Annotated in this window: 24 protein-coding genes; 6 read left to right on the forward strand and 18 right to left on the reverse strand. The window is 63.2% G+C overall.

From position 1 onward, the window contains the following. Positions 1-12: 12 nt before the first annotated feature. The 11 genes from Mal64_RS17450 to Mal64_RS17500 form a co-directional block, all read right to left on the reverse strand. Positions 13-666: a cation diffusion facilitator family transporter gene (locus Mal64_RS17450; RefSeq protein ID WP_146402707.1), complete on the reverse strand. Its 654-nt coding sequence runs from the start codon at positions 664-666 to the stop codon at positions 13-15. A gap of 270 nt (positions 667-936) precedes the next feature. Then, complete coding sequence (locus tag Mal64_RS17455) at positions 937-1,455, reverse strand: hypothetical protein (protein WP_197525853.1); 519 nt, start codon at positions 1,453-1,455, stop codon at positions 937-939. Between the two features lie 62 nt (positions 1,456-1,517). After that, positions 1,518-4,697 carry an efflux RND transporter permease subunit gene (locus Mal64_RS17460; protein WP_146402709.1) on the reverse strand — a complete coding sequence of 1,060 codons (3,180 nt, stop codon included), beginning with the start codon at positions 4,695-4,697 and terminating at the stop codon, positions 1,518-1,520. A 21-nt stretch (positions 4,698-4,718) separates the two neighbouring features. Continuing rightward, positions 4,719-6,113, reverse strand: coding sequence for an efflux RND transporter periplasmic adaptor subunit (locus Mal64_RS17465; protein WP_146402711.1), 1,395 nt, complete (start codon positions 6,111-6,113; stop codon positions 4,719-4,721). Between the two features lie 818 nt (positions 6,114-6,931). Beyond that, positions 6,932-8,368 (reverse strand): TolC family protein, encoded by a 1,437-nt coding sequence (locus tag Mal64_RS17470; protein ID WP_146402713.1) that lies wholly within the window; start codon positions 8,366-8,368, stop codon positions 6,932-6,934. Positions 8,369-8,448: 80 nt separating this feature from the next. Further along, positions 8,449-9,591, reverse strand: coding sequence for an ABC transporter permease (locus Mal64_RS17475; protein WP_146402715.1), 1,143 nt, complete (start codon positions 9,589-9,591; stop codon positions 8,449-8,451). Positions 9,592-9,593: 2 nt separating this feature from the next. Further along, positions 9,594-10,319, reverse strand: a complete 726-nt coding sequence (locus Mal64_RS17480) for an ABC transporter ATP-binding protein (RefSeq protein WP_146402717.1) — start codon at positions 10,317-10,319, stop codon at positions 9,594-9,596. 57 nt (positions 10,320-10,376) lie between these two features. Beyond that, positions 10,377-11,993: an efflux RND transporter periplasmic adaptor subunit gene (locus Mal64_RS17485; RefSeq protein WP_146402719.1), complete on the reverse strand. Its 1,617-nt coding sequence runs from the start codon at positions 11,991-11,993 to the stop codon at positions 10,377-10,379. 63 nt (positions 11,994-12,056) lie between these two features. Beyond that, positions 12,057-13,226 (reverse strand): ABC transporter permease, encoded by a 1,170-nt coding sequence (locus Mal64_RS17490; RefSeq protein ID WP_146402721.1) that lies wholly within the window; start codon positions 13,224-13,226, stop codon positions 12,057-12,059. 36 nt (positions 13,227-13,262) lie between these two features. Next, positions 13,263-13,814, reverse strand: a complete 552-nt coding sequence (locus Mal64_RS17495; protein WP_146402723.1) for a hypothetical protein — start codon at positions 13,812-13,814, stop codon at positions 13,263-13,265. Then, entirely contained in the window at positions 13,811-14,509 is a 699-nt protein-coding gene (locus tag Mal64_RS17500) for a cation transporter (protein ID WP_146402725.1), read from the reverse strand. Before Mal64_RS17500 ends, Mal64_RS17495 begins: the two co-directional genes overlap by 4 nt. Before the next feature lie 1,034 nt (positions 14,510-15,543). On the opposite strand from Mal64_RS17500, the gene Mal64_RS17505 reads away from it, so the two are divergent. The 6 genes from Mal64_RS17505 to Mal64_RS17530 all read left to right on the forward strand — a co-directional run bounded on the left by Mal64_RS17505 (position 15,544) and on the right by Mal64_RS17530 (position 18,882). Beyond that, positions 15,544-15,825: a type II toxin-antitoxin system TacA family antitoxin gene (locus tag Mal64_RS17505; RefSeq protein WP_146402727.1), complete on the forward strand. Its 282-nt coding sequence runs from the start codon at positions 15,544-15,546 to the stop codon at positions 15,823-15,825. Continuing rightward, complete coding sequence (locus tag Mal64_RS17510) at positions 15,822-16,331, forward strand: GNAT family N-acetyltransferase (protein ID WP_146402729.1); 510 nt, start codon at positions 15,822-15,824, stop codon at positions 16,329-16,331. The genes Mal64_RS17505 and Mal64_RS17510 overlap by 4 nt, the downstream gene beginning before the upstream one ends. A gap of 257 nt (positions 16,332-16,588) precedes the next feature. After that, positions 16,589-17,563, forward strand: a complete 975-nt coding sequence (locus tag Mal64_RS17515; RefSeq protein WP_146402731.1) for an ArdC family protein — start codon at positions 16,589-16,591, stop codon at positions 17,561-17,563. A 342-nt stretch (positions 17,564-17,905) separates the two neighbouring features. Then, complete coding sequence (locus tag Mal64_RS17520) at positions 17,906-18,178, forward strand: hypothetical protein (protein WP_146402733.1); 273 nt, start codon at positions 17,906-17,908, stop codon at positions 18,176-18,178. Beyond that, entirely contained in the window at positions 18,175-18,468 is a 294-nt protein-coding gene (locus Mal64_RS17525; protein ID WP_146402735.1) for a hypothetical protein, read from the forward strand. The genes Mal64_RS17520 and Mal64_RS17525 overlap by 4 nt, the downstream gene beginning before the upstream one ends. 135 nt (positions 18,469-18,603) lie before the next feature. Then, positions 18,604-18,882: a hypothetical protein gene (locus Mal64_RS17530; protein WP_146402737.1), complete on the forward strand. Its 279-nt coding sequence runs from the start codon at positions 18,604-18,606 to the stop codon at positions 18,880-18,882. A gap of 211 nt (positions 18,883-19,093) precedes the next feature. On the opposite strand, the gene Mal64_RS19965 is transcribed toward Mal64_RS17530, so the two are convergent. The 7 genes from Mal64_RS19965 to Mal64_RS17565 form a co-directional block, all read right to left on the reverse strand. Then, positions 19,094-19,480 (reverse strand): hypothetical protein, encoded by a 387-nt coding sequence (locus Mal64_RS19965; RefSeq protein ID WP_231993835.1) that lies wholly within the window; start codon positions 19,478-19,480, stop codon positions 19,094-19,096. Between the two features lie 106 nt (positions 19,481-19,586). After that, positions 19,587-19,973 carry a hypothetical protein gene (locus Mal64_RS17540; RefSeq protein WP_231993837.1) on the reverse strand — a complete coding sequence of 129 codons (387 nt, stop codon included), beginning with the start codon at positions 19,971-19,973 and terminating at the stop codon, positions 19,587-19,589. A gap of 15 nt (positions 19,974-19,988) precedes the next feature. Then, a complete protein-coding gene (gene mobF, locus Mal64_RS17545) occupies positions 19,989-22,856 on the reverse strand; it encodes a MobF family relaxase (protein ID WP_146402739.1) in 2,868 nt (955 codons plus the stop codon). 311 nt (positions 22,857-23,167) lie between these two features. After that, complete coding sequence (locus Mal64_RS17550; RefSeq protein WP_146402741.1) at positions 23,168-23,434, reverse strand: hypothetical protein; 267 nt, start codon at positions 23,432-23,434, stop codon at positions 23,168-23,170. Between the two features lie 68 nt (positions 23,435-23,502). Further along, a complete protein-coding gene (locus Mal64_RS17555) occupies positions 23,503-24,096 on the reverse strand; it encodes a hypothetical protein (RefSeq protein ID WP_146402743.1) in 594 nt (197 codons plus the stop codon). A 25-nt stretch (positions 24,097-24,121) separates the two neighbouring features. After that, a complete protein-coding gene (locus Mal64_RS17560) occupies positions 24,122-24,457 on the reverse strand; it encodes a hypothetical protein (RefSeq protein WP_146402745.1) in 336 nt (111 codons plus the stop codon). Between the two features lie 2 nt (positions 24,458-24,459). Further along, complete coding sequence (locus tag Mal64_RS17565; protein WP_146402747.1) at positions 24,460-26,127, reverse strand: type IV secretory system conjugative DNA transfer family protein; 1,668 nt, start codon at positions 26,125-26,127, stop codon at positions 24,460-24,462. Between the last annotated feature and the right edge of the window lie 18 nt (positions 26,128-26,145).

Below are 26,145 nucleotides of genomic sequence, written 5' to 3' on the forward strand. Positions count from 1 at the left end.
CGGGGAATACATTTACATCGGATTCTCTGTCTGCACGGTCCACGCATCTCGACCAGCATGGAACGCATTCCAGGCGATATAGGGAACTATCAACAGAGCCGCCGCAGGATCAGCCCACCACCACCCTTGCCACTGCACCAGTCCAATTCCGGCCAGCACCACAATCGTCTGATACTCACAGATCATGGTGTCGATGGCGTCGTACTTGAGTGATGGAGAGGCGGTCTCTCTGCCGTAGTAGTACTTTCCCCAAGCCAACAATGGATTCACGACGACCGACGTCAGCAGAATGCCCATCCCCCACCAAGACCAACTGGCTGTGTTTCCACTAATCAGCTTGCTGATCGCTTCGTAGAGAATGAATATGGCTGCGATAGCGAAGGCTCCGGACAAGACCCCTAGTGCAACCTTTTTGCGTCTCAGGACGTTTTGCTGACTGATTCCTTTTTCCTCTCCGCGAAGGCGCCAGATCATAAAAGCCGCTGAGTTCGCCTCAACGATGCTATCGACTCCCCAACTTACCAGTGCTGAGCTTCCTGTTAGAAAGCCAGCCGTGAGCGAGATGCCAACTTCTATGAGGTTGTACGCCAAGCTCACCAATTCAACCCAGCGTCCGCGACGCAACTGCTGCCGTAGGTAAGCTTTATCGGAAGCGTTATCCGGCATATCTCTATAGCTCCCGTAGCGAGGTTATATCTGGCATCGTATGAAGAAGTGCAACTACCGTGCCAGCTAATAAGCTGCTGCGAGTAGCGGATGGTACTCGAATCGAGAACATTAGCAACAAGCCGGCAGTCAGGAAAACCGCGGAAGTAGGCGGTTAGCACGAAGCGAGTATGTTCTTGAATGGCCCGTCATTCGTTAATCGGGACAGGCTTTAAGGGCACGGTTCCACCATGCCTCCACTGGTGGAACCGTGCGAACGCCGGACACTAGTTACTCACCGTGTCCCTCGTGGTCGTCGTCATGGACGATTGCGCCGTGAAACTGTTTGCCATCAATGTTCACTACTAGCTGCGCAGAGCCTTCATGATCTAGTTCTGCAGCAAGCTCGGCATCAGTGGACGCGAAACGAGAAGACTTGCCCGCTGGGTCGGTAGCATCGGGGCTTGCGGTCAGCTGGAACTGCTCGGCCTGACCGTCGTGACTCAGGTTGATCTGGATCTCTTTGGCATCGATCGGGACCGCGACCTTCGCCTCCGAGTCGAGCAGGTAGACCGTGACCGTCGCCGCGGCGTCGTCATGGACCAGTTCAGCGTGGTACTCCTCGGCGCCGAGTTCGATCAGACTCCCATGGTGCGGGCCTTCGGTAGGATGATCGGCATGACTCTCGTCCGCAGACGGAGCCGCCGACTTACCGCCATTCTGCGAGCTGTCGCAGCCAACGAGGCCGCTTACGGCCACACAGAAACCCGAGGCAACCGCCAGTTGGGCGAAGCGACATAGTGCTTTCATAGAACTTCCTTTTTTGGTGTGGGGGGCGTCGTGCGACGCCGGATTGGGTTAGCCTTGCTCGCCTACGCAGCGAGTTCTTCCTCTTCAATCAGCTCGACTTGCTCGTGGGAGGACTCCAAGACGGCGCGGGCTGCTTTCATGCCCGTCGTCCAGAACAGGGCCGGTCGCACCAAGAACTCCAAGAGCGTGCTTGTGATGAGTCCTCCGATGATGACGGTGGCGACCGGGTAGAGGATCTCTTTGCCCGGCTCTCCCGCCGAAAGCGCAAGCGGGACCAATCCGATGCCGGAAGTAAGGGCGGTCATCAGGACGGGGGCCAAGCGATCCTTGCCGGCACGGACGACCATGTCGCGGGTCCAGCCCTCGCCCTCGTATTTCACGAGGTGCAGGTAGTGGTTGATCAGCAAGATGCCATTGCGAGAGGCAATGCCACACAAAGAAATGAAGCCGACCATGCTAGCGATCGTTAGCGTCTGGCCGGTCAGGTAGAGCGACGCGACGCTTCCGATGAACGCCATCGGCAGGGCGACCATGACTTGCAAGGCGAGGTTGGCCGAACTAAACATCTTGTAGAGCACCAGGAACATGCCCAGCAGAGAAACCACGAAGAGAATCGAGATCATCCTGGACGCCGACTGCTGGCTCTCGAACTGGCCGCTGAACTCGACGAAGTAGCCGGCTGGGAGTTCCGCCCGGATCGGCTCGAGCCGTTCTTTGATGTCGCCGACCACATCGACCAGCCCGCGGCCCGACACGTTGCATTGGACAACGATCCTGCGACGCACTTGCTCACGGTTGACCGTGTTGGGTCCCCCCGCTTTGTAGATGCGAGCCACGTCTTCGAGCTTCACGCTCCCCCCATCGGGCAGGTCGATCTGGAGCCGCTTGAGCGCATCCAGGTCTTCTCGGAACTCTTCTCCAAGACGCACCATCAGATCAAACGTGCGTTGCCCGTCGAGCACTTGGGAGATGACTTCCCCTTGCATCGCGGTTTCGACGAACTGATTGACGTCGCTACGCCGTAGTCCGAATGCCTTGAGTTTCTTGCCGTCCGCTTCGATACGCAGCTGGGGGATGATGACTTGTTGTTCGACCTGCAGGTCGCGGACGCCCTCGACGTCCTTGATAGCGGCCTCCATGCCCTGGGCTTGCCGGCGTAGCTCATCCAGATCGTCTCCGAAGAGCTTGATGGCGATCTGGGCTTTCACGCCAGAGAGCATGTGGGAGATCAGGTGGGCGAGGGGCTGTTCGACCGCGGTGACGATACCGGGAATATCAGCCAGTGCTTCGCTGATCTCTTCGATCACTTCTTCGCGCGAGCGCGCCGTGTTTGGGTCAACGGTTGCCACGAACTCCGAGACGTTGACCCCCTCGGCATGTTCATCCAGTTCGGCCCGACCCGTTTTCCGCACGAAGGCGACGAGGTCGTCGATCTGCGCAAGCCGCTGTTCAACGCGACCGGCAACTTCGTTGGACATCGCTAGTGATGTGCCTGGCGGCAGGATGACGTTGATCTGGACCGCGCCCTCATTGAACGGCGGGAGGAAATCACTCTCCAATCGCAGCACGGACCAACCCGAGACGACGACGGCGGTCGCTGCGGCGGCTAGGATCGGCCAAGAGAGCCGCAAGCTGAACCGTATCACGGCCTCGGCAATCGCTTTGAGGCCACGCAACAGCAGGACGTCCCGCTCTTCGCCTTCGGTCACTTTCCCGCGTAGCAGCCAGAAGCTGAGCACGGGCGTCACGGTGAGAGACACCAACAGCGAGGAGGCGATGGAGACGATGTACGACACTCCCAGCGGGGAGAAGAGGCGGCCCTCCATACCGGAGAGTGCGAAGAGCGGCACGAAGACGATCATCACGATCAGCGTGCCGTAGACGATCGAATTGCGGATTTCGACGCTCGCCTGAAAAACGACCAGCAAGGGGTGCTTCGGGTGCTCCTTGTTCCGATTCTCACGCAGGCGACGGAAGATGTTCTCAACATCGACGATCGCGTCGTCAACGAGTTCACCAATGGCGACGGCGAGCCCGCCGAGGGTCATCGTGTTCACCGACAGCCCAAATACGGCGAAGACCATGGCCGTGATCACGATTGACAGCGGGATAGCCGTCAGCGTGATCAAGGTGGTGCGGATATTCATCAGGAACAAAAAGAGGATGATGACGACGAGAATCGCGCCGTCACGGAGCGCCTCGACAACATTCTCGATCGCGAGGTCGATGAACTCCTTCTGCTGGTAGAGTTCGGGCAGCAGCCGTACGTCGCTGGGCAGCGAGTCGCTCATCTCCTCCAAGGCCTCGGTCACCAGGTTGGTGACCGCCCGAGTATCGGCCTGGGGTTGCTTGAGGATGGTCAGCACGACCGAGCGGCCGCCCACCATTTCTCCTTCCGCGTTGCGAGCGAACGCCGAGCTGTCCCCCCGTTTGACCTGGGCCCCCTCGGTGATGCGGGCGATCTGCGAGAGCGTGATCGATTGACGTCCCCGTTGTCGGACCACGATGTCACCGATTTCGTCGGCCGACGAGACACGCCCAAGCGAACGGACGAGGAACTCGTTCGGGCCTTGCTCATCGAGGTAGCCCCCAGCGGTGTTCTGGTTGCTGTCGGCGATCGCCTGCTTGACTTCGTGCAGCGTCACCCCGTAGCGGAGCAACAAATCAGGATCCACGAGCACCTGGAATTGTTTGCGATCGCCGCCCATGACAATCACCTGGGAAACACCCGGTATCGTCAGTAGCCGCTGCCTGACGACCCAGTCGGCGAGGGTGCGCAGCTCCATCGGCGAGGTCTCTTCGCCGGCGGTCATGCCGGCGATCATGATCTGGCCCATGATCGAGGAGATGGGCATCAATTGGGGGGAGACGTCGAGCGGGAGGACGTCGCCCGCCAGGGCCATCCGTTCGGCGACGATCTGCCGATCGTTGTAGATGTTCGTGCCCCAATCGAACTCGACGTAGACCACCGACAGGCCGATGCCTGATGAGGTCCGTACCGCTTGCACCCCCGTGGCGCCGTTCAACACGGTCTCGATCGGGAAGGTGACCAAGGTCTCGACTTCTTCAGGCGCCAGACCGTGCGCTTCGGTCATGACGACTACGCGGGGACGATTGAGGTTGGGAAATACGTCAATAGGCAGCTGCGTCGCCTGCCATCCTCCGTACCCCAGCAACAGCAAGGCAGCGGCGACTACCAGCAGCCGGTTGTGCAACGAGAAGCGAATGATTGCATTGAGCACTGCGCTATTCCTTCGCTATTGCTAGTGGTTGTGACCAGCGTGAGGATCGACACCACCGCCAGCTTTGTTCTTCAGAGCAAGATGCATCTGAAAGGCGCCTTGCCCGGCAATCACGTCACCTGTGAAAAGCGCGCCATCGTTGGCGATCACGATCACGTTCTGGTCACGATGAACCACATGCACAGGGACCTGATCGAAGTGACCGCCATTCTGCCTGTAGACGTAGGATTCGCCTCCCTCGTCAACGACGGCGGTCGTTGAGACGACCAATTGGTCTTCCCACGTCTCAACGGGGATGTTGATTTGCAAGCGTTGTCCCGGCTTGTACCGCCATTCGAGGAACCGCTTCCCACCAGGGAGCGATTTCTCGTAAGCCACTTGATTGGGTAGACGGAAAAACACCTTCAAAGCCCGAGACTCTGGATCGATCTGATCTGCTACGTAGAGGATTTCGAGGCCTGGGACGACGCCTTCCTCCGAATCGGCTCGCAGCAGTCGTGCGGTGACGCCACGCCCCGCCTCGGCGGCGGAGCGAATCGCCCTCGCGTCGTCCTCAAATGCGGTCGCTTCGACGTGCAATGCACAATGATCGGCAAGCACGGCTAGTTCTCGGCCAACCTCAATCTGCTCGCCTTCTGCAATCCCGAGTCGCTGGACCGTGTACAGATGAGGCCCCTCGCAGGCCTCATCTTCGTGGCGATGTTCGGGCGAATAGACCGTTACCTTGCGAAACAACTCCTTCGTTTGCCGGATGCTGTCGATTTGTGATTGCGTCAAGCCGTGGAGCAGCAGCGCCTGTTCCTCGGCCATCAGGCCCGATTCGAGCTTCTGTTGCTCATACTGCTGCTCTATGATTCGCTTGCCCGCTATGACCCCCTCACCAAGCCCTTGAAGGCGGGTCAATTCCCGATAGACCACCTCCAGGTTGGCTAGGGTTTGCAGGTAGTCGGTCTGAGCCGTGACCAGTTCTTCGTGCGTCAGCCGCATCTCAAACAAGGCTTCATTCGGACCGACGGCCTCGCCCGTGACCGCGAGGATGTCGGTAACCAGCCCTGTGAGCGGGGCGGTGATGTGTTTCTGCGACCGTCCCGGACGCTCGACCACGATCGCGGGGAGCGATAGCGAGCGAGCGTACTCGGTCGGCCGGATCACCAACGGAACAAAGCCACTGTTTTTTAGCCCCTGGTCGCTTAGCTCGATCGACGCCGACTCCGTATGCCCGTCGTGGCCATGATCGTGCCCTGCGTGTGGATCGTTGGCCGGGGCATCCGTGACTTGGTCTGGCTTCGGGACAAACAATCCAATGTAGGGCAACCAATGGTCCTTTGTGACGTATGCCATTGCGCCAATCGCAAGCAAGGCGCCGGCAACCAGAGGGGCACGGGCAAGCCGCACGTGACTAAGGCTATTGGACATATACGTAGCTCCGTGTGCCGAGGTGGCGCACGTGGGTGCGCACGACGTAGCACAAAAAAGGAAGTGCCCCCCGACAAAGCAATCGGAGGGAAACAACTGGGAGATCCCGGAACCGGCTTTCTCGCTCACCCGAGGCGGCTAGGAAGGGTTCCAAGCATTGCTCAGATCAGAAGAACAAGCAGGGCAAGGTGCGATCGCACCGGTGGCGCAGAAGCCAACGCATCCCGCCTAAAACGGCTTCGAGAGGCGTATCGACTGCAGCTCTCAAGCGGATGAATCAGCGAGCCGTAATAGTCGAGCGGCGAGCGAAAGGAAAAGCCTCCCAACGAGAGATCGACGGTACGGACATCGCCGACAATCCAATGGCAATTCTCATGCCGGCATTCGTGAGGGGCCGCTGGCTCTTGCCCGTGCTCGCACGCTAACTCTTCTGCTACTGCAACGAAGGTTGTTGGCTCGGCAAACGAGTGCTCGCCGTGTGACTCGTGATGCGGCACGTCGCAATGGCCGCCCGGTGCGTTGGGGGCGGCCGAATGGTCACATCCCGGTGCGGAGCCTGCGTGGGACGCGTGCGCGCAGCAGCCACACAGGGCGTGGCCCAGAATGGCGAGCGCTAGCAGGCTGTGGAGCAATCGGTTCACGATTTGGCGAAATCCGAACGTAATGGATCATCGGCGTGTATCGTATTCTGCTTGCCTAGGCGAGGCTAGGCCGGCCAGCCGACTAGCTCGCCGCGCGACAGGCTCGCGCCCACATGACCAAGCCAGCGGACATCTCCCCAACCAGTCTCTCGTATCACGGGCTAGTCGCCGACAAGCCTAATCGGTTCCCTTGCTGAGACTGCCTTCCAGCAAGAGGCCTTCGATCCGCACGTAGCTCTGCCAGAGATCCCCTACGGCATCCAGGTAAGCGAGGTTCGCCTGCGAGAAGGTCTGCTGAGCCGTAAGCAGATCGAGATAGCCGACCTCCCCTTGCTGATACCCTTTCTGCACAAGGTCTAGCGTCCGTTGGGAGCGGGGGAGTATGTCACTGCTGTAGGTCTCGGCGGTCACCTGCGCGTCGGCGTACTGCTGGAAGACGTCGGCCAACCGTTGATTGAGATCGAGCTCGACACGCGCTGCGTTGCGCAAGGCTTCCGTCACTTCGGCTTGCGCTTGACGGATGCCGCCCTGGTTCCTGTTCCACAGCGGTATCGGCATGCCGACTTGTACGCCGGCAATCGTATCGCCCGTGCCGTCGTCGTACTGCACGCTGAATTGCGTGCTAACGTTTGGGACCGCCTCAACGCTCGCACGGTCGAGTGCCCGGCGGGCTCGATCAACGTTCGCGAAAGCCGCAGCTATCTCGGGGCTCTGTTGCTTGAGGCGGGAGAGCTGTTCGGTCCATTCGAGCGAGACTGGGAGTTGACCTACGTCGCCGACGAGGGGTTGGATCGGCAGGTCTGCTCCGCCGATCACCGCCGTAAGATTGCGCCACGCCCGATACCGCCCGTTCTCCGAGGTGCGAAGCAGCACCCTCGTGTTTTGTTGCTGCACCTCGGTTTGCAGCAGTCCTGCTAAGGGGATCTCTTCGGCATCGACCAGCGATTGGGAGGAACTGACCGCTTCATCCGCAATGCGTCCTAACTCTTCCGCCAGCTCGACTCTCTTTTGAGCAAGCAGGGCTTCATAGTAAGCCCGCTGCGCGTCGGTTTGAACGCGTCGCCGGGACGAAACCAAATCCTGCTCCGCCTTGTCGATCTCCGCAGCAACCACGGCGCGATCACGCTGCAACTTGTGAGCCGTAATGAAGTTCTGACCAACATACAGGCCGTTCTGTCCCGCCCCCCCGTCGTTGCCGATCTCACCGCCGGTGTACCCTGCGGTGGGGTTGGGTGGCAGTCCGGCTTGAACCCACTTGCCGCGGAGCGCCCGGATCCGTGCTTCCGATTGAGCGATGGCAGGATTATTTGCAAAAGCCATCTGCTCGATAGCAGCAAGCGTCAAGCCCACGGTATCGGGCAGCCGTAGTGGTGGGAGCAGTTCTTCACCGAGGGGCGGCGCGTCAATGTTGCGTTCTTTGCGTACAGCACCCCGCGGTTGGACTAATTCTGTTGAAGCCGGCTCCCGATAGTCGACCTGAGTGACGGAATTCTCGTCCTCAGAGAATACTTTGCCAGAAGAGCTCGCTGTGCTGGCCACTTTGTGCGCACTCGTCGCGCAACCAATGGCTAGCAAGAGCGGCGCTGCCCAAACCGTCTTATTGAGTATATCCATTGGCTTCCTTGCCCCATTTGCCGAAACAGATGCTTACTTAGTTTCTTCGGCTCATCACTATCCCACTGTGAATGAACTGATTAGGCGTGCCGCAGTGCCGAGACGATCTCTGTCCGAGAAGCCTGCCATCCGGGCGCAATCCCGGCAATGACGCCAACAACAACGGCCACCAGGACGCCTTGAAGGGCAAGCGTGAGGGAGGGCTCAAACGCAATCGTGACCCCCTCAGCCGCGACAGACATGCCCGTCAAAGAGAGCAGCAATACGCTGCCCCCAACGCCCAAGACGCCACCCAACGTGCTCAGCAGCAGACTCTCGGTCAGCACCAAGCCGAAAACGCGCAAGGGGCGTAGCCCCAGTGTCTGAAGCACAGCGTGCTCCTTGATCCGATCCTGCACGGCCATGACCGTGGTGGTGGCGACGAGCGACAGCACGAGTCCCACACAGGCGTATCCGAGCCAGTGGACAAAGCCGATCAGTTCTGCGAGATCGGCCAGCGTGTCGGCCTGGAACATCCCTTTGGTGCGGGTCGTTGTCCCCACCGGGCCGGCATGGAACGCTTGGTCGATCTGCTTCGCCAACGCCTCGGGGTCGACCGTGTCGTTGAGGTGGACTTCTAGCTGCGTAACCGTGCCCACATCGCTTGCCCCTCGTGCCCGTTGCAGGAATTCGAGCTGGGTGAGGATGAGGTTGTTCTCCGCCGCGGTCGGCGACTGGAAGACGCCGCGCACCACGACGGTCACGTCGCCGATCGTGAACTTATCTCCGACGTTCAGCCCGCGCCGATTGGCGACATCGACGCCCACGAGAGCCGCGTCGTCTTGCTTGCTGAACGACGCCCAGTCTCCCGACTGAAGATCGAAGTCTCGCCACGCCTTCAGCTTCTCGGGCTCCATCCCTTGAAAGACGATGGCGTCGAGGCTCGCACGGCAATTGTTCGTGAAGACCTTGATCGGAACGACATCGGTCACGCCGGCCAGCTTCTTAATATCGCTTGCGTAGTCCTGCGGCAACCGGCTGCTCTGGGGGCAGAAACGGTTTTCCTGAAAGACGATGAGGGTCCGCCCTGCGTCGTCCCCGGACGTGAGCGCGAGCAAACCCTGCTGCACGGCGCCGATAAAGCAGAACACGAGCAACGCCACCGCCGTGCCGCTCACGGTCAGCAGCGTGCGGGCACGGTGCCGCCACAGGCTTTTGATAACGTAGGGGATGAACTTGTGCATGTTCAGGCGCTCCGTAATTTGGCGGTTTGCCCAGGATCGGTGGGAATGGCGGTGCCGTTCTCGACGAGGCGGCTGCGTTCGAGGCGGATCCGTCGCTTCGCCCTCGAGCCCGCCTCGGCGTCGTGGGTAACCATCAGGAGCGTCATGCCGAGTTCGTTGTTCACGCGCTCTAGCAGTTGCAATATCTGCTCGGTGGTTTCGTCGTCGAGGCTGCCCGTCGGTTCATCGGCAACCACCACGGTGGGGTTGGCCACGATCGCTCGCGCGATACCTACCCGCTGCTCCTGGCCGCCTGACATCTGCCGGGGGTAGTGCGTGGCACGCGATGTGAGGTCGACGGCCTCCAGGGCGATCTCGACCCGCTTGCGTCGCTCGGCGGGAGACATCGGTAGCAGCAGGAGCGGCAGCTCGACGTTCTCGTAGGCAGTCAGCACGGGAATCAGGTTGTGCGTCTGGAAGATGTAACCGATGTGCGCCGCACGCCAGTCGGCCAGTTTGCCGCGTGAGAGCTTCGTGATGTCGGTGTCGGCGACGACGATATTGCCCGAGGTTGCCCGGTCGATCCCCGCGATCAGGTTCAGCAGTGTGCTCTTGCCTGAGCCGCTGGCGCCCATCAAGGATACGTAATCGCCCTTTTCGACCGTGAGGCTGACCCCATCCAAGGGACGGATGGTCTCATCACCGTTGGCGTACTCTTTGGTCACGTTGGATACTTCGACGAGGGACATTCTTGGACCTGCCTTTAGAGGTTCTGCAGTGCGGGGGAGGGGGGGAGCAACCGTTGGCTACATGGCTTGGGCGGTTCGAGCAGCGGGCTGACTGCGTTGTGAGCTATGGCCGCCCCCCGCCAGCGTGCGGTCTTCGCCCGAGACGCGGATACGCGTTCCCTCGGTGACCGACTCGCGACCGGCGACGATCAGCTTGTCGGTTGGTTGGAGGCCATTGGTGATCTCGACCAGCCCACCCTCGGTGGCGCCATGCCCCACTTCGACCGCTCGTCGCTCCGCGACTTTGTCGCTCAAGTTCACGACCCACAAGCTTACCCCGCTCTCGCTCATAGTCACGAGCTGCTGCGGGACAAAGAGCTTCAGTGGTGACTCGCTCGGTCCGCTCTCGGCCACGGGCGAGGGGAGCGCCAGGAAAGTGACTTTGCCCAGCATCTCCGGCTTGATGACCGCGGGTGGGTCTTTGACCGCAACTTTCACTTGCAGCGTGTTTTTCTGGATGTCAGCAATCGTCGTGATCGAGATCACTTCGCCATCGATTGGTGAGCCAAGGGCGGCGGTTTCGATCAGCGCCGATTGCCCTATCAGCACCCGCGGCACGTCTTCCAGTCGCACGTCCACCCTGACTTGTAAGCGATTGGGATCGTAGAGCCCGACCACGGCGCTCGTGCCTTGGGACGAGCCGACCCCCGAGAGCCATTGGCCCGGACGGGCGTCCAGACTCAGGACGCAGCCATCGATCGGCGAGCGCACGACCATCCGCTCCAACGTCAGTTCGGCCGCTTCGACACGCAGCCGGGTTTGGTCGAGCCGTGCTTTTGCGGCGGCGTGGTTGGCCTCGGCTTCGGCGACGGCTCGTGTTTCATTGGTGAGCAGGCGCAGTTGTTCCTCGAGGGCGTCCCGCTTCTTTCGTTGCGACTCGGCCTGGGCCGCCAGCTTGGGCTCGCGGGCGATCAACTCGGCGACTGTGTTCTCTGCTGCCGCCAATTCCGCGATTGCTTCTCGTAGCACGCGACCCGAGATGGCTTGCCCGGCCAATTCCTTACGTCTCGCATTCTCTTTCGCAAGGAGTAATCGCGACTTGGCTGTCTCAATGGTGAAGGGGAGATTGCTGATCGCCACTTCGGTTTCGTTGAGCTTCGCCGCTGCCTCGGCTAACGCCGCTTGCAACTCGTTCGGTTGGGAATAATTTGCTTGGGCAGCGGCAAGGGTGGCTTCAGCGCGACTCACCTCCGCCTCTTGCAATGCCTGCGCGGCTCGTGCTTCGGCGAGAGCTAGTCGGGCGTCGGCGTCGATCAGCCGGGCAACGGGCTCGCCTTGTTTAACGTGCTGGCCTTCGATGACGAACATCTCTTCGATAACGCCAGAGGCCAGCGCCGACGCCATCACGGGCGTCGGTCGGGGTTCGACCCACCCGGCAGCCTGAAAAAGCGGCGTCCCTTCTTGCTTGACCTCGGCGCGGCTCACGACCACCGGCGTGATGGTGATCGACTGAGCGGGCAAGAAGCTGTCTCTTGCGGCCCAGCCGAAGAGTCCCGCGAAGCCCGCCAGGATGCCGAAGGGCAATACGTACTTCGCGAACCAACCCCGCTTGCCCTTGACGGCTGTTCGGCCCGCGGGCGCGCCGCGGTCTACCGCCAGTTGGCTGAGATCGATTTGTGACGGTTTATCTGACATGGTTTTCGGATGCCTTTCGCATCGCTGTTTCTGCGGGCGGTCGCGCCGCAAGACCCCGCGCGGCTATATCGACTTGATGGCCTCGACCACCGGGAGCCGCATCGCCTTGACGGCGGGCGGGAGAGCGCCGACCACCCCCAGCAGCGCCGCGACCCCGCAGGCCACCGCGATGCCGACGCTGTCGACCGAGAGCATGAACGCGCCCATCGTGAATCGGACCGCCGTCCCATCGACCAGCCAGATCCCGGCGACACAAGCCAAGATGGCCGCCGCACAAGCCAACAGGGTTGCTTCCTGAACGAGCGTGAGCAGGATGGCGCGGCGACGGAAGCCGAGCGCTTGGAGCGTCGCCAACTCGCGTATCCGGCCAACCACCGCGCCGTACATCGTGTTGAGCCCCGCAAAGATTCCCGAGCCGGCCACCAAAGCGACCACCACCCAGCCCAGCATGCGGACCGGCTTGTAATGCTTTTGCATGGAAGCGTAGTAGGAGCTCTCGGCGACGGCCTTCAGTTCTAAGTCGATCCGTTCGCGGCAGAACAGATCGACATCCGCGACGCCGTCCACCGATTCCATACTGACAGCGACCATGCTCAGGTCTTGCCTTTTCAGCACCGTCTGCAGCTCTTCCAGCGGCGCCCAGATCTCCGACTCAAACGCCGACCCGGCCGCTTTGAACACGCCGCTGATCGTCCAGCTTTGGCCGTCGAATGTGACCTTGCCGCCGACCGCCAGGTCCTCTTTGGCCGCGCTGAGCTTGGAGTGCGCCAGGCGGCCCACCATCACCTCACCACGCTGCGGCCAGGCCCCTTCAGCGAGCTGCACTTGGCCGCGGACCAGCGGCGCGGCGGTCGTCACCCCCCGGACCAAACCCATGCCGGGTTCCGACATGCCGGCCGTCGCGACCCGTGTCCCCAGGTACAGCTCGGGGGAAACGTACTCCACGCCGTGCCGACGACGAACGCCATCGACGCTCGCCGACAGCAGTGCGGGGGTTCGCCCGGGGATCGACGAGTTCTCGATATCGGCGCCCGATGAGAGCGCGTAGACCAGCACCACGTTGGGGTTGCCGGTCGCGGCAAGCGACTGTTCGAGGCCGCGGATGAAGCCGACCACGACCAGCACGAGCAGCACGACGATGGTCAGCCCGCCGAGAGTGAGCGCGCTCCGCGACGGACGGCGGAACAGGTTCCGCACGCCGTAGTCCCAGGGCAGTAGTCTTTGACCGAGCATAATTAATCCCTTGTAACGAGCGGTCGCTCGCAGCCGTTAGTTGCGGATGTACACGCCGCTGGCGAGCATCACGAAGTTGCCCGACCTGTCCTTCTGTGCGGTCCCCTTCACCACAACCATGTCGGACACTTTCAGCCCAAACAGCTCGCGTGAATCGACGGGGACGATCTTGCCCGTGGCGTCGACGACCTTGACTAGGGTCGTGCATTTCTGCCGATCTACGGCGCAGCAGTCGTCCAGGCACAGTTCCGAACTGCCCGAGTCCTCGCCGTTGGCGACGACGGACATGGAAGGATCGAGCAAGGTGAAGGCCGCCCTGCCGTCGACCCAAGGGTTCGCCGCGCCGCCAACACGCCCCACCAGCACCAAGGAGGCGCCGTCCTCGACCGAATCGCGGGCGTCGATGACGCCCATCGCTCCCTCGGGCTCTTCGGCAAGCGTATACCGGCTCGCGTCAACCTTGGTAGCAGCGGTTGGCGCCGAAGCGCTGGAGCCCGTGGCCGAGCCGCAGCCGACAGATAGCGTCGCCGCGCCGCTCGCGATCGCTGCGAGCGTGAAGCAGAGCGTTCTGGTTGCTGTCATACTCATCGTTGGTATCCTCCGGTACGGAGTTGTTGGGCTTGTTGATGGTCCTTGGAGGGCGCCTCGGTCGCCCACTCGATCGTCAGTTTTCCGTGACCGCCAAAGACGGCTAATGGTCGCTCGTTGGCTTTCGCGGTGGCGTCGATCAATGCCCAGGGCGAAAGGCGGGTGCCGCGACTGGTTTCCAAGAAAAGCATGCCCCGTTGCATATCGACGCTGACCTTCGTGACGCCCTTGAGCGCGTAGAGCTGCCTGGCGATCTTGTTGGCGCAGTCTTGGCAATGCAGGTTGTTGATCGCGATCGCGAGCGGTTCAGCGGCGGGCGCCTGCTGTTTCGCCGGGTCGAGTTCGGGGCGGACCAGCGTGTAGGTCGCCTCGGAGGTGATCAGCTTCGTCGGTGTCCCGTTGCCTCTTTCAACGGCGTGCCAGAGCCGCCCAAGCATCGCCGGAGTCGGTTCGGGGAGTGACACGGTCAGCGTGCGTGACTCCATGTCGACACCCACTTCCCGTACGCCGCGGGTGGCGTAGAGCTGGCCCGACACCTTGCGTGCGCACCCGGCGCAGCACATGGCCTCATCGACGATCTGCACCTGGCGAACAGCCGTCCCCGACGGGGCGGCGAGTGCGGCTGCGTTGGTCGCAAGAGCGCTGACGGCGATGCTCGCGATTAAGCAGTTCAATCGGTGGCGATTCATGTGCATGGGCGTCTCCTTGGAGAGTGTGGGATGGCTGGCGACCGTCGTTCCATTTCGCGCACGAGCGCGCAGCAAGAACTGCCAGCAAAGCGGGAGGAAGCGAATCCGCAACCGGTTCTATGGCGCAGCCGAAGCGGGGCGGCCAAGTGCGGCGGAAACACGCGCGGCAAGCTGAATGCTTGCGGCTGAGAACTCAGATCAAAAAGCGGCAGAGCGAAGCGCAGCGCTGCGGGGAAGTCTTCGTGAGCGCGCCGGGGTTGTCAACGCCGTAAGACGGCTTCGCTCCGATTGAGATCGCGATAGCGGCTGCGCAGTGGCACGCCTGGAGTGCCGCTAGCTCGACTTTGTCAGACTCCGCCGGTCCCTTGGGCAATTCCAGTGGTTGCGGCGCCTGCTGGCACCAGCAATCGGGAGGGCACGGGCATGAGCCGTCCTCGTGAGAGACTCCGCCTTCGTGCCTGCCGGACGACGGGGCGGCTGAGCGTTCGCTGGCTCCGCACAAATGCGAGCAGGTTGGCGCCACCGAGCGTTCGTCCGCACTGTGCTGAAGACACGGTTGTGCCGCTGAGGCTTCCGCACAACCGCTCTCGGGGCACCCACCAAGTTGGCAGAGCAGATGGGTTTGCTCGACGCCCGACGACAACGCGAGCATCACCCCTAGCAGGGCAAATCCTCGCTTCATGCTGTCGTAGCGACTAAACACGATCATCCAGCTCGTTATGAAGTTAGCGGTCCTACGAATGCATCGGTTCCCAGGAATCTAAAAGGTTAGGCGATTCGGGCGTTAGTGACAAACGCAGCAGCTTTTCGTCCGACTGGTCTACCGTCGAAAACCTGCGATAGCACTTAGGAAGGTCTCACCCGCTGCTGGAGCCGATCCGGAGAACCGAGAGAAGCCGGCCCCGCCCACCACACCAATGTTCTTCCCGGCCGGCTTCCCCGCTGGCTTTATTGGCGAGGGGGTGAGGCTCTCTCCGAAAAAAAACTTGACTCTGTACGGCAATATGCCGTATATTGGTTTGAGGAGAAAGGAGCAAGCCATGCTCGACGAAAAGAAGACCGCCCGGCTCGAAGCACGACTTCCCGCCGAGGTGCACACCCTGCTCAAGGAAGCGGCCGACCTGCAGGGCCGCAGCCTGAGCGACTTCGTGGTCGCCTCGGCCCGCGAGGCCGCCGAGGAGGCGATCGCCCGGAGCAACGAGATCCGGCTCACCCAGGCGGAGCAGAAACGCTTCGCCGAGGCGATCCTCAACCCGCCTCCGGTGGCGCCGGCGCTCCGCAAGGCGATGAAGAACCGCGAGCGTCTGCTGGACCTCGCATGAGCCCAGAACCGTTCCGGCTTGAACTGTTGGCTAGGCACGATCGCACTGCTTTCGATTGCGGCGTGCCGGAGCTGAACGCCTACTTTCACACGCGGGTCGGCCAGGACGTCAAACGCCACTACGCCACCTGCTTTGTCGCCGTGGACAAGCAAGACGAGCGTGTCGCCGGCTACTACACGCTCTCGATGGGGAGTGTCGGCCTCGGTGATCTGCCGGAGAGCCTTGTGAAGAAGCTCCCGCGCTACCCTCAGGCGCCGGTCGCACGGCTGGGACGCTTGGCCGTCGACTTGAATTTCCAAGGTCAGAAACTGGGGGGCGTCTTGCTGGCGGACGCCGTCTGCCGGGTCGCCCAATCCGAGGTCGCCGCGTACGCGGTCGTCGTCGACGCCAAAGACATTAGCGCCACGCGGTTCTACGAGCACTTCGGCTTCCTCAAGCTAGGGCGGGATCCCAGGACACTGTTCTTGCCGCTGAGCACGGCGGTCAAGAAGCTCGGCGGAAATTAGTTCCAAAAACACTTGCGGCCGCTCTGACCGAACACCCCTCCTCCAAGCGTTTCAAGCGATCGATTTCCGGAATCAAAGTTATCACTCTATTGCAAAGTCAAGAGTTCATGGCCTTGCCGGATGAGCATTGACGGCTCGCGCGCCCGCGAGGCCCTGGATGGCGTTGACCCTGTCAGCAGCCTCGCTAGGTCGCTTTCTGGGGAGATCGGTTCGATACTGCTTGACCCGGCGTCGGGAATCGTGCCACGAGTGGTGGCATGGCGCGGAAGCAATCGACCAACAAAAAGCCACGGCGGGACCTCTACCAAGAGATCACCGACCGGATCCTCGGTCTCCTCGATCGGGGCGTCGTGCCGTGGCGAAACCCGATCCGCCGGCAAGGTGGCGGCGGCTGGCCTAAGAACCTCACCACCGACAAGCGTTACCGTGGGGTCAATGTCTTCTTGCTCGCCGTCACGGCTTTCGAGCGCGGCTTCGGTTCCGACTACTGGCTGACTTTTCGCCAAGCAAAGCAAAACGGCGGATCAATCCGCAAGGGAGAGAAGGCCTCGCTCGTCACGTTCTGGAAACTCTACGACAAAACGGACGCTGAGAGCGGTGAGGAGTTCAAGCTGCCGGTGCTCCGCCATTACAACGTGTTCAATGCCGAGCAGTGCGAGGGGATCGAGGCGCCAGACGTGTTGCCGGCTGATCCCGGCGCTTCTTCGTTCGATCCGCTCCCGGCGTGTGATGAGATCGTAGCGGGCTACGCCAACGGACCCACCATCGAGCATCGTGTCGGTCCGGCGCGGTACCTCCCATCGCAAGATCGCGTCTTGATACCAGACCCGTCGGCGTTCGAGACACAAGAAGCCTATTTTGGGGTGCTCTACCATGAATTCACTCACTCGGTCGGCCACTCCACCCGACTCGACCGGGGTTTGGATAATCCCGAGGCGACCCCCGCGCCGTTCGGATCGGCGGAGTACGGCAAGGAAGAGCTGATCGCCGAGATGGGTGCGGCCTTCTTGGCGGCAGTGGGCGGGATCAGCCCACCGACCATCGAGCAGTCCGCGTCGTACATCGACAACTGGAAAAAGCAGATCGCGGGCGATACGCGGATGGTGGTGACCGCCGCGGCAGCCGCCCAGAAATCAGCCGACTGGATCCTTGGCGAAACGTTTGGGGACGTAGCCTCCGATAAGCCGACCCCGCCGACCCCGAGAGACTTTCCTGCTCCTGATCCGTCGTAGCCAAACCACGCAGCTAAACGACCACGCCCAGCCCGCAGGCCGTTCCCCGCCTATTCTTCCTATTGCCCCCGCGCCGTCGTCCGGGCGTCCGTCTCCAACAGCGGTTTCGAGGGTTGGTCCGATGAGTGAGCGAGTAGGTCGTTTCTGCCTTGCTGGTGAGATAATCGTCGCTGCATCCTGACGCCCGCGTCGGTTCGTTCAAGGGTCGCCAACAATTTCTCTCCCGCTCAAGAGAGCGGGCCAAATTCTGGGCGATCCGCGGGCGCGGAAGACCCTTGAGCAAACCGCCTCGAACGGGCGTCTTCTTGGATGCACATTAACTCAAACCAAGGAGAAAAGACCATGACGACACTATCCAACAACGGACCGATCGACACGCTACGCGACGGGAGCCTGAAGGCCTCGATCTGGGGCAACAGGAACGAGAGCGGGGCGTGGTACAGCGTCGATCTGACGCGGGGTTACACCGACGAGGCAGGGGTTTGGCACGACAGCCGCTCGCTCTCGAACGGGGAACTCTTGCGAGGGGCTCGCCTGCTCGAACGGGCCTACGACCGGGTGCTGGAACTGCGTGCCGCCGACAAGTCGACCGCCAGCGAAGAAGCTCAGTCATGAGCCCACTCTTCGTCACCGCGGAAAGCCGGGAGCGTCCTGCTCCCGGTGATCCGGCCGCCAACCGGGTCGTGGCCGACCGGTTGCTCCGGCTCGCCGGGCGGGTGGAAGACTTCCTCGACGGGGCGACCGAGACGCTCTGCTTCGAGGAGTACGACGCCCTGCGTGAGACCGAGACCAAGCTGCGGGCGTTCGCCAACCTGCTCGTGACCCGCGACACCGACCACTTTCTCAGGGACGAACTGAGCGTCGCCTCCGAAGTGCTAGAGCACCTTCGGGATCGCCTCGGGTGAGCCAATCCTCAGCCCCAGCCGCCCCGCGTGCAGACTACTTCCTGGGGGCGGTTGGTTTCGCTTGACTCGCTCGCCGAATCTGGGCTACGCAGGTGTGTACCACCCTAAACAAGAAACAGAATAGGAGACCACACAATGACGACCAACACGAACAACCAACCCGTGAGCGAGGTCCGCGACGGAGCGCTGAAGATCGCGATCTTCCGCAACGAACCGAAGCAAGAGGGCGACCGGCCCCGCTACTCCGGCAAGCTGACCCGCAGCTACCGCGACGCCAACGGCGAATGGCACGACACCGACTACCTGTCCGGGACCGAGTTCTTGCGCGCCGCGCGGCTGATGGAGAAGGCCTACGACGAAGAGATCGTGCAGCGGGCCGCGGACAAGAGCGCCAGCCCCGAGCCTTCGGCCTGAGTGACCGCCCCCGCCGGCTCGTCGGGGTCTGAGAAGGTCCCCTTGGGGCGGCGGGACACTCTCGGCAGACGATACTGCTAAAGGCGTCGGTGATGGCAAATTCCCGATTTCTTTGCGATCGAGGCTGAGGGTTGGAAAATCGCCCGCCATTCTCCATCGACTTGAGCCACGAGCCGCTCCGTGAGTCAACGACTACCTACCGACGAGCCGTTTAGCGGAGGTACGTGGCGGGCAATAGCCCGTGGTCGCGGTAGCGCTGCAGCTCACCGGCCGGGATCTTCCAGCTCTTCGCCTCCCCGCGTCCCGAGTCGCACTTCTCGGCGTGGACGCGGGCCATCCGGCACCACTCGCGGACCGTGTACTCGCCCCGCCCGACCAGCCCGGCGAACTCGGGCACCGAGTAATACTCGCGGGTCTCCGGCGGGCGCCGCGGCTCGTCGTTCTCGGCCGCCTTCTGCTCGAGCGACGCGAGCGACTCTTCGAGCGCCAAGAGACGCTCTCGCAGGCCCGCGAAGCGGTCGTCGAACCAGCGGTAATCGATCGCCGAGTAGGCCCCGTTCGGCGCCGTCGTCGAGCCGCCGGTGGGCGGTTGGCTCATCGCGTTCTCCATCCTATCGCCCCCTTCAACCAAAGCCTGAGGTCGGCTCGAAAGTCGTGTGATATCAGTCGCTTGCCAGAAACTCTTGAGAGATCGCTTGCGCGGCTCAGAACGATGGGCCCGTGAGGGTCTCGACCGTGATCTTGTCGATCGACGGCGCCGCCTCGGGGCGGTCGAACGTGCGGGGCCCGAGTTCTTCGAGCGACCTGATCTTGCCCGCGCCGATCAGGGCGTCGAGTTCGCTCAGGTTGCGGCCCTCGATCGTCAGGCAGTACTTCTCCATCCCCAGCAGGCAGAGCTGCAGGTGGCCGGCGTCGCGGAGCCGCGTCTCGCGGAGGTCGGCGTAGGCGTAGCTGACGACCCGGCCGTCCCGGAAGCGGACCTGGAACATCATCGGCGGCGGCTCGGTCGGCGCGGCGCGCTTCCACGGCGCGTCGAGGGGCCGCTGCTCAGCGAGGCCGGCGATGGCGTTTTGGTTGGAGGGGAATGGCATGTGCTTCATCGGTCGTTAGCTCCTGCTGAGGCTCGGGCCGGGCCCGAAGGGGTTTGGACGGCCGGCCGGTGTGGGCGCCGCCGCGGCGGTCGGGCTCTTGGGGAAATTGGTCCGCCACCAGTCGCGTACGCGGTCGAGGAAGGCCCGCTTCGTCCGCTCGATCAGGATCCGACCGGCGGCGGCGCGGTAGGCGGCGGTCAGCCGAGTCGCCGAGAGCTGCTCGCCCGCGTTCTGGATCGCCCGCCGGACCGCCGCTTTGTCGTCGACGAACAGGATCAGGTCCTGCCGGCCGCGGGAGGCGGTGACGTAGAACTGCTTGGCGTTCACGGCCGGCAGCGACTCGCGGCCGATCGCGGCGATCGCCACGTCGCGGTCCTTGCCCTGGGACGCGTGCGACGTGATGACGTAGCCCAGGTCGAGGTGGCCGTAGTCCCGGGCGACGGTCATGCCGCCCTTCAGCAGCAGGTTGCCCGCCCTGTCGAACCCCTTCACCTCGTCGAGCCGTCCGTTGCTGATCCGCCGCTTGCCGTCGGTCGCCTTGCCGCCGAGGGTGAAGCGGACCCGGTCGCCGACCGCCAGGCCTAGCTTGGCTTGGCTGTAGACCTCGAAACGATCCGTCGCGTTATAAGGGATCGGCTTGGCGGGGCCGCCCGTGAGGGGCGATAGGAAGGGGAGGTTTTGGGCGTCGTGTTGGACTCGGAAGCGCTCGCCCCGCTGGTAGCCGCCGGCGACGTTCTGGTGGAACTGGACGACGAGACCGGCGTCCTCGTCGATAAAGGTGTAGCTGCTGGGCAAGGTCTTCTCGGCCTCGGTCAGGTTCAAAGACCGCAGCTGCGTCAGCTCGGTCTCTTCCTTCCCTATCGTCCCCGCCCCGCGGAGCCGCCCGCGGATCTCCGCGGTCGCCGCCTGCCCCTCGGCGTGCGTCGGGGCGACCACCAGGGTCGAACGGCCGGCGTGGGACGCCTTGAGGTAAGCGCCGGCCAGTGCTTCGTGGCGGTGGTCGCCCGGCAGCTCGTGGATCTTGCCAAGCCCGTCGAGCCGGTCGAAGCCGGCGAGCATGCCGGTCATGCCGGTCTTCACATCAACGACCTCGTGGCCGCGGCTGATCAGCTCGATCGCTTCTCGGTAGCGGCCCCGCTGGCGCTGGATCTTCTCGACGCGGGCGAGGTGCAAACCGGCTTCGCTCTCCAAGAGCCGCATCGCTTCGCCACGCCGCGGCGTGGCGTGCTGGCGGGTGTCGCCCGAGAGGACCACGCGGGCGTTGTGGGCTTTAGCGATCTCGAAGACGCCGTTCATCGCCCGCACGTCCAAGAGCCCCGCCTCGTCGATCCAGATCACTTGGTCGGCCAGCTCGGCGTGCCGCTTGGCGTTCTTCAGAAGGTGCTCGACCGTCTGGGCGTTCTCAAAACCTTTTTGCTGCAGGACCTCTCGGGCGCCGGTGCTGGGTGCAAAGACAAAGACCTCTTTCCCATTGCCCCGGATCGCCTCGGCCGCCTCTTCCATCAGCGACGACTTGCCCGTGCCGGCGCCGCCGGTGACCGCGGTCACGCTGTCCTTCGAAGCGAGCACGTGGCGGACGGCGTTCTGCTGCTGGTCGTTGAGCCACTCCCGCTTGAAGGCGTGCTCGGAGCGGCCGATCGGGAGGCGTGTGCCGCGGCTGTCGCGGGCGAAGGCGATCATCCGTCGCTCGGCTTCGAGGACCGCTTGCGTGGTGACGAAGTGGCGATCGGCGCCACGGACGCCCTGCGAGGCGTGGATCACCCCCTCCTCCTTCGCCAAAGCGGCTTCGATCGCTTCGGGCGGCAGCGTCAGACCCTGCTCCAAAGCGGTCCCCACGACCTGGTGCCGCTCGACGGTCGAGCTGCGGTACAAGTGGTGCTCCAGCGCGTAGCGAACCGCTTCGCTGGCCGCCAACGCCTCCCCCTCCTCCGCACTTCCCTTTCCGACCGCCCGCTTGGCGATTGCCGCGAAAGCCGCTTGCTCGGCTGGCGTCAGCCGCTCGCCCCATTGGTGACGCAGCCGGTCGACCACGACCCCTTGCTCCTTCTTCTGGCGGGTCTTGGCGCCCAACTCGCCCTTCGCGGCGGCCGACTCGATCCCGTGCTCTGCGGCGTAGGCCTCGATCTGGGCCGTGCGCGCGCTGAACTTCTCGATCGTCGAGCGCTCGACGCCGGCCAGCTCCCAGCCCCGCTTCAGGCGGCGGCTTTGGCGGAATTGGGTCGCGACGACGCGGTAGCCGAGACGGTGCTCCAGCCGCCGCGCCAAGCGGGCGTCGAACTTCGCTTGGAGGGCGGGCATCTGCCGCATGACCTCCTCGAGCTCGGCCGCGTAGCAGCGGCCGCCGTCGAAGGTGAGGTTCTGGACGAAGGCGTGGACGTGGAGGTGGGGATCGACGACGCCATCCACGGGGCGCGAGGTCTTGTGGAGGAAGTCGGCGTAGACCAGGTTGCCGGTTGTCTTGCGGTCCGTCGAAGCCGCTTGGGCGCCGGCGCGAACCCGTCGGCACACCAAGGGCTCGACGTCGAGGGCCATCGTCTCGTGGACCGCTTCTCGCAGCACGCCGAGGATCCGCTCGTCGCCGTTGATCGCCCACACGAGCGACACGCTCTTGGGTACCGAGAAGGTCAGGTCGACGCCCGGGCGGCGGTCTTGGCGTAGCCGTTGCGCAAGCTTCTTGCCGGTGACCGGGTGGCGGCCTTCGAGGAGCGCTTTGAACTGCTCGGGGGTGACCGGGCGGCCCGCTGCCAAGCCGAGTGTGGCGGCCGCTTCGCCACGCCACGAGCCGTTGACCTCGGCGCCGAGGTAGTAGTCGCCTTGCGTCAGCGTCGTACGGAAGTACTGCTGGGCGCCGGCGACGCTGGTGGCTTGGGTGGCGTTGAGCATGGCGGAAGGCTTACAACTCAGGAAACAGTGCGGGTTAAGGAAAGCTACTCGGGGTGATCAAAGCCGATACGGTGAAGAAGGTCGGAACCGAAGGGTCGGATTATGGATTCAATTTCTTACAGGCCCCTCTCCTAAGCAGAGCTTTGGCAGTTTCAAGACTGCCTGATTCGCGCCCCCCGATTCAACGCCCAGTCGCCGCCCGCGGGTATTTGTCCACAGTTGTTTGCGGGCGGTAGGAGTGAATAGGGGCGGTAGGAGCAGAGGGTTTGGCTGTTGGTTCTCGGGGTCGGTTTTACTGGCCGTGGTCCCAGCTACGGGTTCTGGCGTCGGATCTCGTGGCTCAAATGTCCCAGGTTGCTGCGGAAGGCGTCGGTGAAATCGAGCCCCTCTTCGGCCACCCGGCGCTGCGCCCAGGCCACCAACTCGGACTCGGTGTAAACGTCGTCGACGCGGACCGCGTCGTAGGTGATCCAGTAGGTGCGGAACATCGTCACGGTTTCGGTTCGACCGGCGGCGCCGGTCACCTCGCGGGTCTCGTCTCGTAAGTAGTCTTCGATTTGTTTTTCGGTCCAACGCATGACCCCTTCACCTTGCCAGCGCTAGCGGCCGAGCGCAAGCTTCTTCAGCGCTGCAGTGCAGCAAGCGACTAGCGCTTGGGGCCTTTGGACAGGCTCCAGTCGTCCTTGAGTTTCTTCGAGGCGCCGTCCATCTTCTGTTCTTTCTCTTTGATCTTGGCCATCATCTTGAGGTCCTTGTCGATCTCGCTGGCCTGGCTGCCGCCCATCCCGGGCGGCTCGTGAGCAAGCGCTGGCCGCGGTTGGGAGAGTTCCGCCTTGAGGTTGTCGATCTGCTCGCGGGTCGTGGGGCCGGTCGTGTGGGCTGCCCCGTCGGCTTGGCCGGCGCCGCGGTCCGCGCCGCCGGCCTTCGGGCCGGCGTTGTCGGTCGCCTTCTTGCCGCGCTTCGCGTCGAGCTGATGCCGCAGCGCCTCGCGGTTCTCTAGGGCGTCGCTCCGCCCTTTGGTGAGTTCGCCCTGGCGCCGATCGAGGTCGTCCCGCTTCCGCTCGTAGTCACTGACTTGCCGCTCGTAGATTGCCAGGGCCCCCTGGACTTGGTCGGCGAAGACGCCCCGCTGCTCGTCGAGCACGGCTTGTGTCTTCTCGTAATCCGAGAGCAAGTCGTTGAGGTCGTCGATCCGCTCGCGGAGCTCTTGCTCCGAGTCGTAGATGGTGTAGTCGGACATGGTTGGGCTCCGATCGAGAAAGGGTTTAGGGCGTCCGAGGCCAAAATGGGTCGGTCACGCGGCGCCACAGAGGCGGGTCAGGACGGACGAACAGCACGAGCGGGCAGTCCCCGGCGCCGTCCAGCCCGTCGGACTCGACGCGGCCCCGGAGGCCGACGTAGGTCGCGTTGAGGATCTGGGGGTGGGCGCGGCTCCCGCGGTAGCGGTATTCCCAGCGGAGAAGCGGCTCGCCGACCCGATCGATCAGCAGGCCCAACACGGCGCCGACGATCAGAACGTTGCGAACGCGCCGAACAACCTGGCGCCAGCTGATCAGGCATTGCGACGGGCTCTCGAAGGGAGAGCGGCTATTCGTGATCACGGCTAAGCCCCCTTCTTGCGGTAGTACGGGTTCTCGTCGGCCAGCTTGGCGATCGCCGGCTCGTGCAGGTAGTTCACCAGGTCGACCAGGAACGCCGGCGCGTTGCCAAACAGCACGACCGCCTTGCGACGGTCGAGCCGCCTGATCGCGTCGGTGGTCAGGACGGGCCGCTGCTTGAAGTCGCCCGTGTACGAGACCTCGGGGACGCCCTCGTCCGACTCGCGCAGCGTGTGCGACCCGTCCGTGAAGGTCTCTTGGCCGGCCAGCTCGCTCAGCCGTTTGAGGTCCTCCAGCTCGGTCGTCGACATCGCCATGAGGACGTCGCAGTTCCCCTGGATCTCGCGGGCAGCCTCCTTGCCGTAGATCCGCGCCAGCTGGGCTTCGAGCTGCTGGAGCACCAGCACGGGTTGGATCCCGTTCTTCCGATTACCCGCGATGATCTCCATGAGATTGGGGATGTAGGTGTTGCCGATTTCATCGAGCAGGTAAACAACGCGCTGCTTCGACCGGTGGCGGACCAGGGCTTCGATCGAGGTCGAGATCGTCAGGTTGACGAACTGCTGCTGGCTCTTGAGCCGCTCGGGCGGCACGATCAAGAAGACGACGGTCGGCTCTTCCTTCAGCTTGCCCCAGTCGAGCTGGTGCCGGCTCACCTGCCGGCCAACCGGCCCCCCGGCGGCGAAGAGTTTTACCGACCGCGTCGCGGTGGTGATCGCGCCGGAGAACTCCTCGGGGCTGTTCGCCATCAGGCCCAGCACGCTCGAAGCCGACTCGGCCAGGGCGCTGCCGAAGGCGTCGCTCTCGCTGGCCGCTTCTAGGAGGCAGTGCATCTCGTCGCTGCTGCTCATCACGCACCGCCGCAGGCCCGGCAGCGTGACTTCGCCGTAGCGGTGCAAGAGCCAGAGGCTGAACGTCATCAGCACGAGCCGGGCCAGGTCATCGAAGTGCTGGGTCGTGCCGTTCTGCTTGCCCGGCTCGACCCCCGCGTGCAGAAGGTTGACGAACGCGTCGACGTCCTCCAGCACGTTCTCGGCGGCCGCGTCGAGGTAGCCGGCCGGGTTCTGTTGGACCGACTCCATCGGGACCCCGAGCTCGCGGCCGAGCCGCTCCGCCTCGCTGGCGATCACCAAGACGTTGTAGCCGTGTGCGCGAAGGACGCGGTGGCTGACCGCGTACAGCTCCCCGGAGAAATCGGTGACGATGTACGACTGGAAAATATCCCTCGTCGGCTTGGGCGCCTTCAAGAGGTTCAGCAGGACGAAAGCGACCCCCTTCCAGCTGCCGGGGCGGCCGGCGACCAGCACCCCCGCCTCGCCGGAGTAGCGGGCCAGTTTCTTGCCGATCCGGCCGAGGATGATGCCTTCGTCGCCGAGCAAGCCGGCCACTTTGGCGTCGTGGGCGTCGCCGACCTTCGCCATGCCGTGCGACTTGCGGAAGCCTTCGAGTTGGCGGTGCCGCCGCAGGCGGTCGATCATCTGGTCGAGGGCCCAGAGCGATCTCATGCCAGCCACGACGGCGACAAGCGTGGCGGTGATCGCGGCAAACGCCGCGACGCCGTACCCGGCCTTGGCGTAAGGGTAGAGGCAGTACGCGGCCCCGCTCGCGAAGGCGGTGAGTGTCAACTGCCCCAGGAGCGTGGGCGGCGCCGGCTTGTTCGATGCTCTGCTCACGGTGCTTCCTGTTGGTTA

This window comes from Pseudobythopirellula maris, assembly GCF_007859945.1.
Taxonomy (GTDB): Bacteria; Planctomycetota; Planctomycetia; order Pirellulales; family Lacipirellulaceae; genus Pseudobythopirellula; species Pseudobythopirellula maris.